Origin of the sequence: Vibrio spartinae (assembly GCF_024347135.1) — a bacterium.
Classification (GTDB): domain Bacteria; phylum Pseudomonadota; class Gammaproteobacteria; order Enterobacterales; family Vibrionaceae; genus Vibrio; species Vibrio spartinae.
In genome coordinates, this window is sequence record NZ_AP024907.1 from 1,131,431 (window position 1) to 1,147,646 (window position 16,216).

Annotated in this window: 9 protein-coding genes, 1 tRNA gene, 3 pseudogenes and 1 riboswitch; of the genes and pseudogenes, 10 read left to right on the plus strand and 3 right to left on the minus strand. The window is 39.8% G+C overall.

What is annotated here, in order from left to right; all coding sequences use genetic code 11:
• The first annotated feature begins 5 nt into the window (after positions 1–5).
• The 6 genes and pseudogenes from nagK to OCU60_RS05310 all read left to right on the plus strand — a co-directional run bounded on the left by nagK (position 6) and on the right by OCU60_RS05310 (position 8,827).
• Positions 6–914 (plus strand): N-acetylglucosamine kinase, encoded by a 909-nt coding sequence (gene nagK / locus OCU60_RS05280; RefSeq protein ID WP_074374998.1) that lies wholly within the window; start codon positions 6–8, stop codon positions 912–914.
• Between the two features lie 249 nt (positions 915–1,163).
• Positions 1,164–3,560, plus strand: a complete 2,397-nt coding sequence (locus OCU60_RS05285) for a GH39 family glycosyl hydrolase (protein WP_074374997.1) — start codon at positions 1,164–1,166, stop codon at positions 3,558–3,560.
• A 114-nt stretch (positions 3,561–3,674) separates the two neighbouring features.
• Positions 3,675–4,058: pseudogene (locus tag OCU60_RS05290) on the plus strand (IS5 family transposase); the annotation flags it as partial.
• Positions 4,059–4,349: 291 nt separating this feature from the next.
• A complete protein-coding gene (locus tag OCU60_RS05295; protein WP_074374996.1) occupies positions 4,350–5,738 on the plus strand; it encodes an MFS transporter in 1,389 nt (462 codons plus the stop codon).
• 46 nt (positions 5,739–5,784) lie between these two features.
• Positions 5,785–7,209 carry an alginate export family protein gene (locus tag OCU60_RS05300; RefSeq protein WP_074374995.1) on the plus strand — a complete coding sequence of 475 codons (1,425 nt, stop codon included), beginning with the start codon at positions 5,785–5,787 and terminating at the stop codon, positions 7,207–7,209.
• A 465-nt stretch (positions 7,210–7,674) separates the two neighbouring features.
• Positions 7,675–8,827, plus strand: a pseudogene (locus tag OCU60_RS05310) (IS3 family transposase).
• Between the two features lie 9 nt (positions 8,828–8,836).
• On the opposite strand, the pseudogene OCU60_RS23005 reads toward OCU60_RS05310, so the two are convergent.
• Both OCU60_RS23005 and OCU60_RS05315 read right to left on the minus strand, forming a co-directional pair.
• Positions 8,837–8,929 (minus strand): annotated as a pseudogene (locus OCU60_RS23005) (integrase); the annotation flags it as partial.
• A gap of 215 nt (positions 8,930–9,144) precedes the next feature.
• Positions 9,145–9,220 (minus strand) — tRNA-Asn (locus OCU60_RS05315).
• 575 nt (positions 9,221–9,795) lie between these two features.
• Between OCU60_RS05315 and uvrB the strand changes: the two genes are divergently transcribed.
• The 3 genes from uvrB to luxU all read left to right on the plus strand — a co-directional run bounded on the left by uvrB (position 9,796) and on the right by luxU (position 13,853).
• Positions 9,796–11,826: an excinuclease ABC subunit UvrB gene (uvrB, locus tag OCU60_RS05320; protein ID WP_074374476.1), complete on the plus strand. Its 2,031-nt coding sequence runs from the start codon at positions 9,796–9,798 to the stop codon at positions 11,824–11,826.
• A 273-nt stretch (positions 11,827–12,099) separates the two neighbouring features.
• Complete coding sequence (gene luxO, locus OCU60_RS05325; RefSeq protein ID WP_074374477.1) at positions 12,100–13,500, plus strand: quorum-sensing sigma-54 dependent transcriptional regulator LuxO; 1,401 nt, start codon at positions 12,100–12,102, stop codon at positions 13,498–13,500.
• Between the two features lie 2 nt (positions 13,501–13,502).
• Positions 13,503–13,853: a quorum-sensing phosphorelay protein LuxU gene (gene luxU, locus OCU60_RS05330; RefSeq protein WP_074374478.1), complete on the plus strand. Its 351-nt coding sequence runs from the start codon at positions 13,503–13,505 to the stop codon at positions 13,851–13,853.
• A 54-nt stretch (positions 13,854–13,907) separates the two neighbouring features.
• On the opposite strand, the gene yvcK is transcribed toward luxU, so the two are convergent.
• Positions 13,908–14,828 carry a uridine diphosphate-N-acetylglucosamine-binding protein YvcK gene (gene yvcK, locus OCU60_RS05335; RefSeq protein ID WP_074374479.1) on the minus strand — a complete coding sequence of 307 codons (921 nt, stop codon included), beginning with the start codon at positions 14,826–14,828 and terminating at the stop codon, positions 13,908–13,910.
• 174 nt (positions 14,829–15,002) lie between these two features.
• Positions 15,003–15,145: riboswitch (molybdenum cofactor riboswitch) on the plus strand.
• Here yvcK and moaA point away from each other — a divergent pair.
• Positions 15,134–16,117 (plus strand): GTP 3',8-cyclase MoaA, encoded by a 984-nt coding sequence (gene moaA, locus OCU60_RS05340; RefSeq protein ID WP_074374480.1) that lies wholly within the window; start codon positions 15,134–15,136, stop codon positions 16,115–16,117. It overlaps the preceding riboswitch by 12 nt.
• Positions 16,118–16,216 lie beyond the last annotated feature (99 nt).

Genomic DNA, 16,216 nt, shown 5'->3' on the forward strand with positions numbered 1-16,216 from the left:
AGACTATGTATTACGGTTTAGATATTGGTGGTACAAAAATAGAGTTCGGTGCATTTGACGAAGATATGAACCGAATTGCCACAAAAAGAGTATCCACGCCGTCTGATAATTATGATGCGCTTGTTCAGGCGATATTGGATTTGGTCGTTGAAACAGATGCAGCTTTTAATATCAAAGGTAAATTAGGTATCGGTATTCCTGGTATCGAATGTCCAAAGTCTGGTGAACTGCTGACTTCGAACATTCCGGGTGCAACTGGAAAAAATCTTAGAAAAACCTTAGAAGAAAAACTGGATAGAACCATCGCTATTGATAACGATGCGAACTGTTTTGCTCTGTCAGAAGCTTGGTCTGTCAATTCAACAGGAAATGCTTCAGTTTTAGGTCTCATTCACGGTACAGGTTTTGGCGGTGGTATTGTTGTCAAAGGTGTTATCCACAAGGGTAAAAACCATTCAGCCGGAGAACTTGGTCATACGACTATTCCACTTTCTGCCTGGAAGTTACTTGGAGAAGATGCGCCTTTGTTCACTTGCGGTTGCGGTAAACAAGGTTGTTTGGACGAGTACTTGTCTGGTCGAGGTTTTGAGCAGTTGTATAAGCACTACTACAAAGATGAAAAAAGTGCAGTCGAAATTATCGAGTTGTATAACGAAGGCAGTGTCATCGAAACTGAATTTGTAGAGATGTTTTTTGAGCTTGTTTCAATTTGCTATGCGAATCTATTCAGTATTTTAGATCCTAATATTGTTGTATTAGGTGGTGGGCTTTCGAATTTTGATGCTATTTATAAAGAAGTGCCAAAACGAATTTCTAAATACCTGTTAAGTGTTGCAAATGCACCAATTATTATGCCAGCAAAATTTGGTGATAGTGGCGGAGTAAGAGGTGCAGCATTATTGAACTATAACTAAAAAATATAGAGATTGTTGTTTTCATATAAGCGCCATTTTGCTTATATTTTCAGAAGGTAATATATTTCCTTAATCCATTGATATTAGTATTAATATCAATAATGGGTGTTGCTTTAGTTGAAATTATAATCGTAATTATATTTCATGGAATTATATTGATGTGAAGATATTCACGATTTCACTAGCTGCTTATTGAATTGGTTGTCAAAAAGGATATGATTAATAAAACAATATGTAGAGCCTGATGAAATGAATGATAGTGATTTTTTAGATTTCAAAGTGGCAGTAGAATCAAACTTATGTGAGAAAACTAGTTTCCATTCAGAAATCGAATTAGTTTATGTTATTGAAGGACACTGTACTATAACGATAGGTACAGAGAAGTTCATTTTAGCTAAAGATGATCTTATTCTAATTAATTCAAATTCATATCATTCAATTAACACCCCTAATTCTTCTTTATTAGTAAAGATAACTATAGATTATTTTAAGATCAGCAAGATACTAGAAGACAACTACCTTCTATTTTGGTGTAACAGTAAGGTGGAAAATAATTTTCGTTATAACGAAATAAAAAAAATAATCAATGAGATTGTTTTGAATTTAATAGAGGATTCTAGTAAAAATAAATTCAAATACTACTCTTTACAGTGTGAATTTATTCAAAACTTAGTTGACAACTTTAAGGTCAACACAAAAAACGCTAACAGTAATATCACAAAAGAAGAACGAAGATTATCTTTTATGCTTAATTATGTTCAGATGAACTATATGCATAAAATAACTTTATCTGATATATCTGAAAAAATTTATATGTCAGTGTCATCATTGTCTCGATTTTTTGTTAAAAATACAGGCGTGTCATTTGTTGTTTATTTGAGAGAAGTTCGGTTACAAAAATTAATTACCAGTCTTATTTATACCGATGAGCCGATTACAAGATTATCTGTAGACCATGGATTCTCTAATCCCTCTATTATGAATAAAGTTTTTATTGAATCTTATGAATTGACACCATCTGAATATCGTAAAAAATTCAGAAATAAGACAAATAATAACCTTAAAAAGGATCTAAGTTTAATTCTCCCTAAGCCAAAGGAAGAACTAAAAAAAATATTAACATCTGGTTATACCTATGAGTCAAGCGATGACCTGATTTATGTTGACGGAAAAAAACAAGTCCATCATAAAGAATGTACTACTGACATTATTAATGTTGGTAGTGCATATAACCTTTCACTGTCAGATGTTCAAAATCACACGCTGTATATTAAAAAGACACTTAATAATAAATATATACGAGTTTGGAATATCTTCTCTGATAGATTCATGATTAAAGATGATAGCCATCCAAACAGTGTCAACTTTGACAACCTTACTCGTGTACTCGATTTTTGTGTAAAAAATGATATATTTGTTTTCATTGATCTTGGTTCTCGTAGTGAAACCGCGAAAACAGGTAAAGATTCAAGTCTCTACAAAACTAATGAAACGCTAGTTTTTAATTCTCGAAGTGAATGGACAGATTTTCTAAGTCAATTTCTAAAGCATATTTTAAAACGATATGGTTCATCGATTGTTAATAAATGGGTCTTTGAAATATCATTTTATCTAAATGATCAAGTGCCATATTATATTGAAAACTATAATAAGCTAGAAGCTTGGTCTTATGGATATGAAGTGATTAAAAGTAATATACCAGACTGTCGAGTCGCAGGACCTGGTATCATACCATCGGATAATTTAATTTCTCTAGAAAAAGAAATAAAATCCATAATAAATACTGGTTGTATACCTGATATATTTACGATGATGGCATTTCCTTATACCGACTATAAGGAATCCGAAGATATCTATAGCACTCGACTTGTTAACCAGAATTTTATTAATGAAGAAGTAGAGATAATCAGAAATATATTGGATAAGTTAGAATTTGTTAACGAATTGTGGTTGACAGAATGGAGTTATAGCTTATCAAATCGAAACTGGATCAATGATAGTTGTCATAGAGCTTCCTATACAATAAAGAACATATTATCCACATATAATAATGTTGATGCATTAGGATTTTGGTATGCATCGGATTTAATAAATGTATACTATGATTCAAAATTTATTTTAGATGGTGGCGCTGGATTAATTACAAAAAATGAAATATCGAAGCCAGTATTTTATGCGTTGAGTTTTTTAACTCGTTTAGGTAAATATTTGGTCAATAAGTCTAATAACTGCATTGTTACAACAAATAATGGCCGTTCGTTTCATATAATATTACACAATAATATCGATCTTGGTCCCACCTCCTTTATAAAAGATGAAGGGAGTTATGATATAACTGATATTGAAAATTTATTTGAGCATAATGGCAATAAAAATATTTCAATAGAAATTGATAACTTGGTTGACGGTCAAAAATATCTAGTTCATCAAAAAATAGTTAATCAGAGTGAAGGCAGTGTTCTTGATAAGTGGAAAGAATTAAACTTCGATCAGGAGCTGTCTTTAGAAGAAATAAATTATTTGAAACAGGTATGTATACCAAAAGTTATAAAGTCAAGATCTTCCGTTAAGTCAAAAAAATTATCGTTAACATTTTCGCTTGGTCCTCATGAGATAAGGTACGTAAATATTAGATTGGATGACTGACTTATATTTACAAGGTTGTTTACTACGAAAATATCAACTCGACCAAGATCAGTGTTTTCAGCGTTGTTGCCTAAATCAGTTGAACCTTTTCCAAGACCTGCTATCTGATCCTTTGTGATGATTAAGGGGCTCTTCTCTCTACCATTACGTGCTCTTCAAGGTTTTATAGACGCTATCTTCGAGCTATTAGATGTTCCGCTGACACCCCCTGATTACACCTGTATCAGTAAACGCTCAAAGACGGTTAAGGTTAAATATCGTAATAAATCTAGAGGGGCGATTCGCCATATAGCCATTGATTCGACTGGCCTCAAAGTCTTTGGCGAAGGTGAGTGGAAAGTGAAAAAGCATAGGGCAGAAAAGCGTAGAACATGGCGCAAACTGCACTTAGCTGTAGATGTGGATACTCACGAAGCGATTAGTGCGGAAGTCAGTCTGGTTAATGTTGGTGATAGTGAAGTACTACCGACGTTGCTCAACCCATTGCGCAGAAAGGTCATTGCCGTCATATATGGCGTCGTTGAACTTGAAGCTGATTTGATCAACAACGCCATTTTTTCGTGAAAGTTTCGCTGAAGATGCAAGATAAATGTGACTGATATAGGTAAATAAAAATTCAGTGATAAGTATCTTGCTAATAATATTGAAGTGGTTTTAATATGCAATAAAAAGATAGGTAATGTGAAAATTACTAATTAGTATTAAAAGTGAATATATCTAATATGTTAATCATGGCTTGAATTTAAGTTATACGAGAATATAACAATTAAATTGTGTGAAAGGTTAACTATGAACTCTAATGATAGATTAGCTTCTAAGAAATCTGTGATATTTTACGGGGCTGGAGATTTTGCTTCTCAGTTAGTTTGGACATATATAGGAGCGTATTTAACGGTATTTTATACTGATATTGTAGGTTTAACCCCTTCTATTATTGCTGCGATTATGCTGGGTGCTAGAATATGGGATGCTTTTAATGATCCAGTAATGGGAAATATTGCTGAAAATACTCGTACAAAATTTGGTAGATTTAGACCTTATATTGCATTTGGATCACCACTTTTGGCTGTTTTCTCAGTATTAACTTTTACCAATCCGTTTGCAGATAATTCTACAATTCAGATAATATGGGCAACAGTAACGTATGCTGTTACTGGAATGCTATATACATTGGTTAATATACCTTATGCAGCTTTATCTGGTGTAATGACAACTAATACATATCAAAGAAATCAGATAAACTCGTCCCGTAACATTGGTATGAATTTAGGGATGATCTTTGTAAACGCACTCTCAATTCCTATTGCTATATTTTTTTCCGGGGAAGGTGCAACTGCTACAACGCAAGATGGGTATGCAATGACAGCTTTATTGTATTCAACATTGTCAGTTCCATTATTCCTCTTAGTTTTTTTTACAGCCAAGGAAAAAATTCAACCTAAAAATGAACATAAAAATAATAGTGTAAAAGTAACATTTAATAACTTGGTTTCTAATAAGTATTTAATGATAGTTACTGCAATAATGCTAATTCAAATGACTGCATTTATGGGGAGGATATCAGTTTCAATATATTATGTTATATATTGTTTAGGGTCATATTCTCTAATTGCTGTTTTCTTTACAATTCCTTCAATTGGTGCTGTGATTGGTTCTATATTTGTTCCATTTTTAGCTGAAAAATACGGAAAACGTAATGTGCTAATGTGTTCAATGTTAATTCAGGCATTAGGTTTGATTATTATATATTTATCACCATTTAATAATTTAACATATGTTTTTATTGGTTGTGTGATATTTGGTTTGTTTAATGTTGGGTTCCCGATGACTCTTTCCATGGTTGCTGATTCTGTTGATTATATGGAATCTAAAACTGGAATAAGGACTGATGGTACTGCTTATGCCACGTACGGATTAGCAACGAAAATGGGTTCTGCTATTGGAGGATCTGTTGGGATACTAATTATTGGATCTTTTGGTTATGTTGCAAATCAAAATCAAACCATGGAAGCTATTAATGGTATTAATTTAGTGGTTAATCTTATACCAGCATTATTATTTGTTCTAGCATCTGCTTTTTGCTTGATGTGGGATATAGATGATGTAGATGTGAAAGGGTTTAAGAAAGACACTAGAAACAACAAAATTGACACATTGATCAATTCGACAAAATTATAACAATAAAATAAATTTTATATTTAATCCTCTGATAAGTGAAATAGATATGAACTCAATAAATAATAAGTCAAAAATTATTTTTTTGGCAGTTACCTTTATATCGTGTAGTAATGGATTTGCCTCGGAACAATTGGAAACTTGGTCAACTAGAAACCCTGTTTCATTTTGGATTGATAGAGCTAAAGAAGATTGGAGGTATGTAGATAATCTGGATGATAACCAAAAAACACTATCTGAAAAGTTGAAGAGAATTGATATTACCGATTCTGGTGATTTTAAATATTCTTTTAATGGTACTTATAGAATACATTTTGTTAATCGATGGAATCAAAATTTTGTTGAGGGAGACCGTCAAAAAGATGAGTATCTTTCCAGGATTTTCTTAGGTTCAGAGCTGAATTATAAAGATCGGGCCAGGGTTTATGGTGAGTTAAGAATTAATAATACTAACTTCACAGATAATAGTCCGGTAGACGATGGTGGTACAGATATTCATCAACTCTTTTTAGAATACTCAAATTCTAACCTTTTCGATAAAGACTGGACTGTAAAACTTGGCCGCCAAGAGTTTCTTTTAACCAGAATGCAATTTGGTAACCGCGAACTAAGTGGTGTTCAAGCCTCTTGGGATGCTATTAGTACTCGCTTTTATGTTTCCGATGTCGAGATAGGTGCATATTGGGGAGAAGAGGTATTGCCCGTATACAAAGATGGTAGTTGGGCCGGAAATTTTGACGATAAGGGTACAGGCAATAAATCGAAAGGTATTTATGGCATTGTAGCTGGTGATTACGGGCAACTTACAGGGTATGTCTTAGATACTAAAATCTATAATTGGTCCTTCATTCATGCAAATCCTGGCTGGGAAAATATAACATCTTTGGGGTTAAATGCATTTAAATATACTCGTTCTGGTTTTGGCTATAGTGGTGATCTTATATATCAATTTGGTGATCAGGAAGGTAAGAACGTCTCTGCATATATGGGGTTTGGGACAATTAACTATAATTGGGACCTTGATTGGAAATGGCAGTTAGGAATGGTTGGCCATTATGCTTCAGGTACGAAATCTGATGACTCATCGTTACATACTTTTAATCCTCTTTGGACTGATGACATTTTAGATGCAGCGAATACCGCGGCATACAGTAATGTCATCCAAGGAGGGCCTTATTTAAGTGTTGATTATGCTCCTGCTCAAACCGTTTATTTCGGGTTTATGTCAACGTGGCGAGTATCTAAAGACGATGCGATTTATACCAAAGATCAGTCTCTGCTTTATGGTGCTGATTCAGACGAAAAGTACGCATATACACAAGCCGCTATACGTTTTCATAATTTAATAACGACAAACTTGAAATTTGACGCAGCGTTACTTTATGCTTTTGATAGCAAGTATTTGGAGGACGTAATCGATAGCAAGGTAGCCGACTCTAGACGCTGGGACATGCAGATCACATATAATTTTTGAATTATTTGGTGTTTGATTTTGTCACTTGTAGTCACATGAAGCCAGCAACAGTGTGTCGATTTACAGGCAAGTAAGAAAATTGGTTTTTGTCCACGTGAGCTAGTGCTAGTTCAATGACGTCATTATGAAAGAGTTTAGTTTCATTTAGCGTAGTGCGAGCTAGAGCTCTTAGACCATGGGAGACTATACGGCCTTTAAAGCCCTAAGGGCGATGTTAGCTGTTTGGCTGTTACTCGGCCTCATAGGTTTTTTATAGGAAGCGAATACATATTCGCTTCCACCATTTATTTTTTTCATCTCATTCAACAGATTTAAAGTCTACGGAGTTAGAGGCACTAGGTGATCCCTTCGTTTCTTCATTCTATCTGCTGGAATAACCCATAGATTTTCATCCCAATCAAGGGTTCTACCCATATTTTACGGACACATCTATAAAGAGGCATACTATGCCTAAAAGGAGTGTCTATGACCAAGCGAAGAAAATATTCTGCAGAATTCAAACGCGAAGCCGTTGCGCTGACTCAGCAACCGGGTGTGAGTTGTCGTCAGATAGCATTAGATATCGGCATCAATCCTAACTTATTAAACCGTTGGAAACGAGAGGCGGAGCAGTCACAAGATAAAGCATTTCAAGGCAGTGGCTCTCCTCGTGATGAAGAAATGGCGAGGCTAAAACGCGAATTAGCGAAAGTGAAAAAGGAACGAGATTTTTTGCGAGAAGCGGCAACGTTCTTCGCCAAAGAGTTACCGTAAGGTATCTTGCGATATCGCGTTGCCGCGATGTGTTTTCTATTCGCCTCATGTGCCGTTGTTTGCGCGTCTCTCCTAGTGGTTATTACGCTTGGGTGGAACGTCAGCCAAGTGCGCGTGCTCTTGCTAACGCAACGTTATTAAAACGAATGCGCGAGATCCATGATGATAGCGGTGGTATTATCGGCGCACCACGTATGCACGAAGATCTGCAAGCCGAAGGGTTGCAAGCGAGCTTAAATCGTGTCGCCAGGCTGATGTCAGCGAATGGACTTTATGGCAGGCCGCGTAAAAAAGGTCGAGGGGCAAAGCGACAGTCCGCACGTCCTGACGGTTTAAAGAATCATCTTGAGCGGGACTTTCATGCTTTGGAGCCGGAAACCAAATGGGTCACAGACATTACAGAAATTGGGACACTTGAAGGGAAGCTTTATCTGTGTGTGGTGCTTGACCTGTTTAACAAGCTCATCGTTGGCTGGTCGATGCATCATCGACAAGACCGTCATATGGTGATTCGAGCCGTCGAAATGGCGGTTTGGCAGCGACAGGAAAGACATCATGTTATCTTACATTCAGATCGTGGCACACAATTTACCAGCGGAGATTATCAGCGCTTTCTCAAGCAAAAGAACCTAACCAGCAGCATGAGTGCTGTAGGCCATTGTGCAGATAACGCGGCTTGTGAAGGGTTCTTCGGTGTGATGAAACGGGAACGAATCAATTATCGACAATACCGGACAAGAAATGAAGCCAGAGCAGATATTTTTGATTATATCGAACGGTTCCATAATCCAAGAATGCGACGTAGACTGGCGAATCAAGACAGCAAGTTTACGTCTTTACTAAACCGTCCGTGAAAACGGGGTAGAACCCCAATCTCATCCCAATCAATCTCATCCCAACGAGCTTGTGCTGCCTCAATAGGGCGGGTTATGGTATGTAGTTGCCATTCAATCATACATCGAGTGGTTTAGCGTTAGAGATTTGTTTATCTGTTAAAGGTTTAGTTGTTCTTGCCATGATTGGTACACCGTAAATTGGAACATACGGACAATGTACCTATTTGTGTACCTAAACTTCTAAGTGAGTACGAGTCAGGAAAAGACGTTAAGAGAATGCAATCCCTTGAAATAGCTAGGTTTAGATACAAAAAAAGACGTCCTAGGACGTCTTTTTTCTGGAATTTGGCTCCCCCTGCGGGACTCGAACCTGCGACATACGGATTAACAGTCCGCCGTTCTACCAACTGAACTAAGGGGGAATGATGAAACGGAATGGATGGTACTTATCCTGATTGAGTGTGTCAATGTTTGTACGCCAAAAAAAGGTCAGAAAACAGCAGAAAAAATACTTTACTTTCTTGTACCCCTTACGGCTCTAAGGCTTTATTTACTTATCCACTAATTTTGTGGATAAGTGTGTTGATGAAAGTTGATTAAATCTAAAGGTGTACTTTTATCGAGCAAGTTTGGATTTGGATTTGGATTATTTTTCTTTGTAACGCATTGTAATTAAATGATTTTTATATTTATTCACAGTATTAATGAATGTAATGCGAATGATAATCAAATGCGTGAAATGTTAATTTATGTGCTGATATTGGGGAAAAGTAGTGGATTGTTTTTGGGGTGAAAATGTAGGTTTTCGCGCGAGGGTAGGCAATATATCAAAACATTTTTCAGATAGCCAGATCATTTTAGGACAGTGTGATTTGTTTTGTAAAATAACTGCTTGCTACTTCGTTGGGAAGGCAGCGACAATAAGAGATATTTCTTTCCACATATCCTGTCGTGGAAGGAGCAAAGAATGACTTAATGAGATGATGCAGAGGGAAAGATGAGTAAAGCATTTGAACTGGTTTCTGCGTATCAACCTTCCGGAGATCAGCCGGCAGCGATTCAGCAACTATTAGAAGGATTGGATGCCGGTCTGGCACATCAAACATTACTTGGTGTGACGGGGTCGGGAAAGACATTTACCTTAGCGAATGTGATTGCTCAGGCGCAGCGCCCGACCATTGTACTGGCGCCAAACAAAACTTTGGCCGCCCAGTTGTTTGGTGAGATGAAGGCGTTTTTCCCGAACAATGCTGTTGAGTATTTCGTCTCTTATTATGATTATTACCAACCAGAAGCTTATGTGCCAACCACAGATACATTCATTGAGAAAGATGCTTCTGTCAATGCCCATATTGAACAAATGCGGTTATCTGCCACCAAAGCTTTACTGGAAAGGAAAGATGCCATTATTGTTGCCTCTGTCTCGGCTATCTATGGTCTGGGCGATCCCGATTCCTATTTGAAAATGATGCTCCACTTACGCCGGGGAGATGTGATTGATCAGCGGGCAATGCTTAGACGCTTAGCAGAATTACAGTATTCCCGGAACGAGGTGGGGTTTGAACGGGGTCAATTTCGGGTGCGTGGTGAAGTGATCGACATTTTCCCGGCTGAATCGGAAAGTGAAGCCGTGCGGGTAGAGATGTTTGATGATGAAATTGAACACATCAGCTTGTTTGATCCTCTGACCGGTGCCGTGATCCAGAAAGATTTGCCCCGTTATACGATCTATCCGAAAACCCATTACGTTACGCCAAGAGAGCGGATTCTTGATGCCATCGAACAGATCAAAGTCGAACTGAAAACCCGACAAGCCTACTTTATTGAGCATAATAAATTGCTGGAAGAGCAACGGATTTCCCAACGTACGCAATTTGATGTCGAAATGATGAATGAATTGGGGTTTTGCTCCGGGATTGAAAACTACTCCCGTTATCTGAGTGGGAGAAATGAGGGCGAGCCGCCACCCACATTATTCGATTATCTACCTCACGATGGGGTTCTCATTATTGATGAATCGCATGTGACGGTGCCGCAAATCGGCGCGATGTATAAAGGCGACCGATCCAGAAAAGAGACATTGGTTGAATTTGGATTTCGCTTGCCTTCCGCTTTGGATAACCGACCTTTAAAATTTGAAGAGTTTGAAGCGTTAGCGCCCCAGACAATTTTTGTATCAGCCACGCCCAGTGCTTATGAAGTGGATAAATCCGGTGGAGATATTGCGGAGCAGGTGGTTCGACCCACTGGATTGTTGGATCCGGAGCTGGAAATTCGTCCGGTTACCACTCAGGTTGATGATTTATTGTCTGAAATTCATCTTCGAAGTGCTCAAAATGAGCGGGTGTTGGTCACAACGTTAACCAAGCGGATGGCTGAAGATTTAACCGAGTATCTGCAAGAACACCATGTCAAAGTGCGTTATTTGCATTCCGATATCGATACTGTTGAGCGGGTCGAAATTATTCGCGATCTCCGCTTGGGAGAATTTGATGTGCTGGTAGGAATTAACTTGTTGCGAGAAGGGTTGGATATGCCGGAAGTCTCTTTGGTTGCGATTCTTGATGCAGACAAAGAAGGATTTTTACGGTCTGAACGCTCTTTGATCCAAACCATCGGACGTGCAGCCCGAAATCTTCGTGGTAAAGCGATTTTGTATGCCGATCGGGTCACTGGTTCGATGAGACGGGCGATAGATGAAACCAACCGCCGTCGTGAAAAACAACAGCGTTATAATGAAGAGATGGGGGTTGAGCCTCAAGCATTGCGCAAAGATGTCAAAGATATTCTGGAAATTGGCGATATCGCCAAATCAAGACATAAGCGTAAAGCTCCGCAGCGGCCGTTGTCTCAAGTTGCAGAGCCAGATTCTGCATACGGTGCTCTCACGCCACAACAGCTTGAAAAAGAGATCAGTAAGCTGGAATCCCAAATGTACCAATATGCGCAGAATCTTGAATTTGAACAGGCAGCGCAAAAACGGGATGAAATCGAAAAACTTCGCGAACAATTTATCATCAACAGCTAAACTGCATATATAGGTAAAAAATAGTAGATAAAAAAATAGCCAATAGAAAGGTATCTATTGGCTGTCAGAATGTGAATAACTTTATTCACTAACAACGTCAGTTGGCTAGGTGACCCCTGAGGGTCAATATAACTATAAGCATATACTATGCCAATTATAGACTGTCAAAATGCTTGTTTTGAGAGGTTCTTTCAAGGTTTTTTGGAAAAATATTTGCAATATGCAATTCTCGATGCGATCATTGTGCAAAATGCAATTTAAGTTGGCTAAGTTATGCAATCTGAACAATTACCACAAAAAAGTAGATATCTGCTGATGGTTGAAGATACAGCGTCTGTTGCCGTGCTGTATCGAACCTATCTTGAGCCTCTGGATATTGACATCAATATTGTCGGTACGGGGAAAGAGGCGTTAGAGAGTCTTGAAAAAAGAGAACCTGATCTGATTCTGCTCGATTTACGGCTTCCGGATATGACAGGCATGGATGTGTTACATGAGGTGAAACGGAAATACCCGGATGTTCCCGTCATTTTCATGACCGCTCATGGCTCAATTGATACGGCCGTCGAAGCCATGCGCTATGGTGCTCAGGATTTTCTAATTAAACCATGCGAAGCAGACCGATTACGAGTTACTGTAAATAATGCGATTCGTAAAGCTTCAAAAATTAAGAGTGATTCCGATGACCCGCGTAGCCAAAACTATCAGGGATTCATCGGCAGTAGTCAAACCATGCAGGCCGTTTATCGAACCATTGACTCTGCGGCAGCGAGTAAAGCCAGTATTTTTATCACCGGAGAAAGCGGTACCGGGAAAGAAGTGTGTGCTGAAGCTATTCATGCTGCAAGTCGGCGAGGTGATAAACCTTTCATTGCGATTAACTGTGCAGCCATTCCGAAAGATTTAATTGAAAGTGAACTATTCGGTCATGTTAAAGGTGCTTTTACGGGAGCAGCAACTGATCGACAAGGTGCTGCGGAGCTCGCTGATGGCGGGACTCTATTTCTGGATGAGCTCTGTGAGATGGATTTAGACTTACAGACTAAATTGTTGCGGTTTATCCAAACCGGTACGTTCCAGAAAGTCGGTTCATCAAAAATGAAAAGTGTTGATGTTCGCTTTGTCTGTGCGACAAACCGTGACCCGTGGAAAGAGGTTCAGGAAGGTCGTTTCCGGGAAGATTTGTACTATCGTTTATATGTGATCCCACTTCACCTGCCACCGCTTCGGGAGCGTGGTGATGATGTCATCGAAATTGCTTATTCTTTGCTCGGTTATATGTCCAAAGAAGAAGAGAAAGATTTTGTTCGCCTTGCCGCTGAAGTCGTGGAACGTTTTAGACAGTACGAATGGCCGGGCAATGTCCGTCAATTGCAGAATGTTTTACGTAATGTGGTTGTGCTGAATCAGGGTAAAGAAATCACGCTGAGTATGTTACCACCCCCATTGAATCAACCGAAAGAAAGTTATCTCCGTTTGGTTCAACCGATGATGGAAGAAAGGAAACCTTCAGTCCATGAAATATTTCCATTATGGATGACAGAAAAAATGGCAATCGAAAATGCCATTGACGCCTGTGAAGGAAATATTCCGAAAGCCGCAGGCTATCTGGAAGTGAGCCCTTCAACCATTTACCGCAAGTTACAGTCTTGGAATTCAGAAGAGAAAGCATAGATATGAGTGAAATCATGAATCAAGAAACGATTTCGTCATTGTCACGGGAAATAGGAGAGGAGAATATTCCTGTGCTACTGGATATTTTCCTCGGTGAATTAGAAAACTATCAGGCGACGTTATCGGAAAGTGAAGGACCAGAACAGCTTGAGCTGTTGAAAGAGATCAGTCATGCACTCAAAAGCAGTGCTGCGAGTTTTGGCGCTGATCGTTTATGTGCGATGGCGATTGACATCGATACCCGCGGGAAACAAGGATTACTGCTCAATACCAAACAGGAAAAGCAGAACTTGATCAAACAGCTCCGCGAGACATATACATCCTATATGAGTTTAGTTGAGCATGAGTCTTAGCTAACCCAATGAGCAATGATGAGTGTGATCGCTCATCATTGCGCGCTGCTGATATTATTTGTGATACAGCTCGTTGATGAGTTGTTCTTCTATGACCTGTTTTAGTTTTTCCCGTTCGTGACGCCATCCTTTATCCGGGGAGGCAAGGTTACGAGTGATAATCCGACAATCTGTGGGATGTTGGTCTGGTGGTGTCTCACATAAAATCAGATCAGCCAGTCGTCCGCCACAAGCCCGTTGGCACCAAATGAGTTTGCGGTTGAGATCCATCTTTTGAGCCGGCCCGTATTCCGGGGCGAGGTTGTCAATATAAATCAGGATGGCCCGGCGGTTTTTCGCAATGGCTTTGCCCAATTCAGGCAGTAGTAATGGCGGCATAATGCTGGTCAAGAAACTACCGGGGCCAAGCAGAATTGCATCCGCATGATCAATCGCTTCGATCGCTTCATGAGTTGCCGGTACTTGTGGAGAAAGCTCTAGCCGTATGAGTTCTTCGGTCATTTCATCCACACTGGTTTCTCCAGTGACGATGTTGCCATCTATGGTATGAGCGGAGAGATCGGCCGGGTGTTCTGACATTGGCAGAATATTGATTGATACATTCAGCAGGGTGCGAACCAAATTAATCGCTTCAAGCGGCCGGACGGATAAGTCACCTAACGCTGTTAGCATCAGATTACCTAAATTATGCCCATCAAGTTCACCTTGTCCTCGAAACCGATATTCAAACATCATCGAAGCGGTTGAGGGTTCGGTAATCAACTGGTTGATACAATTCCGGGTGTCCCCCCAGGCAATACCGCCCTGACAGTGGCGAATCCGACCTGTCGATCCCCCGTTGTCCGTTGTCGCAACAATGCCGGTTGCATTGGGACCAAAATCACGAATGGCAGCCAATACACGCCCGAGTCCATGTCCTCCGCCAATCGCAACAACTTTTTTCTCTTGATAGAGTCTTTTTTGATAAGAATTCATAGTTGTCATTATCTATAAGTGAATCGCGGTTAAGGGTAGTCGAATTTTTTGATCCAGAATACTTCTTCTGTGAAAATTTGGCTGGAATACTCAAATTTTTTGATAAGGAAGTAGGATCTGTTCAAAAAAATTTGTAAACTGAAAAACATGTTAATTGTGATGACACATGTCTCATAGTTGCCATAGCTCCGAGTTTGACGGGCTAAGTTCCGGATGGAATAGGCTTGTTAAACCTGTGGTCGATGTTGATGACCCGAGGGTGGGATTGGAAATGATCTTGCCTCCCGTGTTTGGAAAGGTGTTCCATGGCTCAATTTGAAGATAGCTTTCAGCGTAAATTTTACTATTTACGTCTGTCGTTGACGGACGTATGCAATTTTAAATGTACCTACTGTTTGCCGGACGGATATCAGGCAGAGGCTCAGCGGCCTCAGTTTTTATCGTTACCGGAAATTCAGCGGGTTGTCACCGCATTCGCAAGTTGCGGGACCTCTAAGGTGCGGCTAACCGGTGGTGAGCCGACACTCCGTCGGGATTTTACCGATATCATCAATCTCGTCTCTTCTACACCCGGCATTGAACAAGTGGCAATGACCACCAACGGGTTCCGTCTGGCAAAATCAGCAGCGGAATGGCGTCAGGCTGGGTTGACCAATATTAATGTCAGTGTTGATAGCCTCGATCCGAGGATGTTCTATCAGATTACCGGTGAAAATAAATATCGGCAGGTCATGGACGGTATAGAACAGGCGTTGGCGGTCGGTTTTTCTCAAGTCAAAGTGAACGTCGTCTTATTGAAGGGGCTAAATGACCGTCAGTTGCCCGCATTTCTGGATTGGATTCGTGATTTGCCCATCCAGCTCCGTTTTATTGAATTGATGCAGACCGGAACGATGGATGACCTCTTCCAGCGGCATCATGTTTCGGGGCAGGCCGTTTATCAGCAACTACTCGGTGAAGGATGGATCCCGAGGGTGCGCGCTTGTCATGATGGACCCGCTAAAGTTTTAACGCATCCCGACTATCAGGGAGAACTCGGTTTCATCATGCCTTATGAAAAAGATTTCTGTGCGAGCTGCAATCGCCTGCGCGTTTCAGCGAAAGGCAAGCTGCATCTATGTCTGTTTGGTGAAGCGGGGATTGAATTGCGTGATTTACTTCAGCAAGACGAGCAGCAGTCAGCACTGATTGAGCGGATTCAGCAGGCTCTGGGTGAAAAGGCCGTGAGTCATTTCTTACATGAGGGTCACGCGGGTATGACGCCCCACTTAGCATCGATTGGCGGTTAGTCCGCTTTACCGTTATCAGCCAATAATGCTGACCGGATTGGTCAGAGCGTCATCCGCTGACAACGGACGTTAATTTCAATGATGTGCCATCCGTATGGA

Bases quoted from the DNA above. Each gene is read 5' to 3' on its own strand.
- moaA (WP_074374480.1), top strand. From the start codon at position 15,134: ATGGCTCAATTTGAAGATAGCTTTCAGCGTAAATTTTACTATTTACGT.
- nagK (WP_074374998.1), top strand. From the start codon at position 6: ATGTATTACGGTTTAGATATTGGTGGTACAAAAATAGAGTTCGGTGCA.
- OCU60_RS05300 (WP_074374995.1), top strand. From the start codon at position 5,785: ATGAACTCAATAAATAATAAGTCAAAAATTATTTTTTTGGCAGTTACC.
- luxO (WP_074374477.1), top strand. From the start codon at position 12,100: ATGCAATCTGAACAATTACCACAAAAAAGTAGATATCTGCTGATGGTT.
- yvcK (WP_074374479.1), bottom strand. From the start codon at position 14,828: ATGAATTCTTATCAAAAAAGACTCTATCAAGAGAAAAAAGTTGTTGCG.
- uvrB (WP_074374476.1), top strand. From the start codon at position 9,796: ATGAGTAAAGCATTTGAACTGGTTTCTGCGTATCAACCTTCCGGAGAT.
- OCU60_RS05295 (WP_074374996.1), top strand. From the start codon at position 4,350: ATGAACTCTAATGATAGATTAGCTTCTAAGAAATCTGTGATATTTTAC.
- luxU (WP_074374478.1), top strand. From the start codon at position 13,503: ATGAGTGAAATCATGAATCAAGAAACGATTTCGTCATTGTCACGGGAA.
- OCU60_RS05285 (WP_074374997.1), top strand. From the start codon at position 1,164: ATGAATGATAGTGATTTTTTAGATTTCAAAGTGGCAGTAGAATCAAAC.